We start from the raw sequence: 423 nt of genomic DNA on the forward strand, positions 1-423 counted from the left end.
CAGGTAGCCCTGGGAGGTCAGCACCGGGTCGCTATAGGCGTCCTTGAGGATTCCAGCCTGCTCCCAGGTCGTGCCCATGAGTTCGAGCGCCTTGCCCACGATGCGGGCGAGCGGCCGTCCGTCGTCGAGGTCGTTGCCGGCCAAGGCGTACCGGGTCGTGGTCGGACCGAGCTTGCCGAGTACCCAGGCCGCCTGGTTGGCGAGCATCGGCAACGCCGGTTGTGGGATCTTGCCGTACCGGCGCACATGCGCGATCCACGGTGCGGCCCACGGTGCGTGCAGCAGGTTGTGCTGACGCAGTGCGAACTTCAGCACGGCGTCGGATGTCGAGGCCTCCTCGGCCGTGGACATGCCGATCGGCCTGCCGTGCAACGCTTCCAGCACCTCGGTCAGCGTGCTGCCGTGCGCACGGACGTGCTCGTC

At 68.3% G+C, this 423-nt stretch carries 1 protein-coding gene; it reads right to left on the bottom strand.

Features of this window, described 5'->3' with window-relative positions:
• The coding region (locus tag ADK67_RS11645; RefSeq protein WP_231648133.1) for a TIGR02679 domain-containing protein at positions 1-423 on the bottom strand (423 nt) is incomplete at both ends.

It is taken from the genome of Saccharothrix sp. NRRL B-16348 (assembly GCF_001280085.1).
Taxonomy (GTDB): domain Bacteria; phylum Actinomycetota; class Actinomycetes; order Mycobacteriales; family Pseudonocardiaceae; genus Actinosynnema.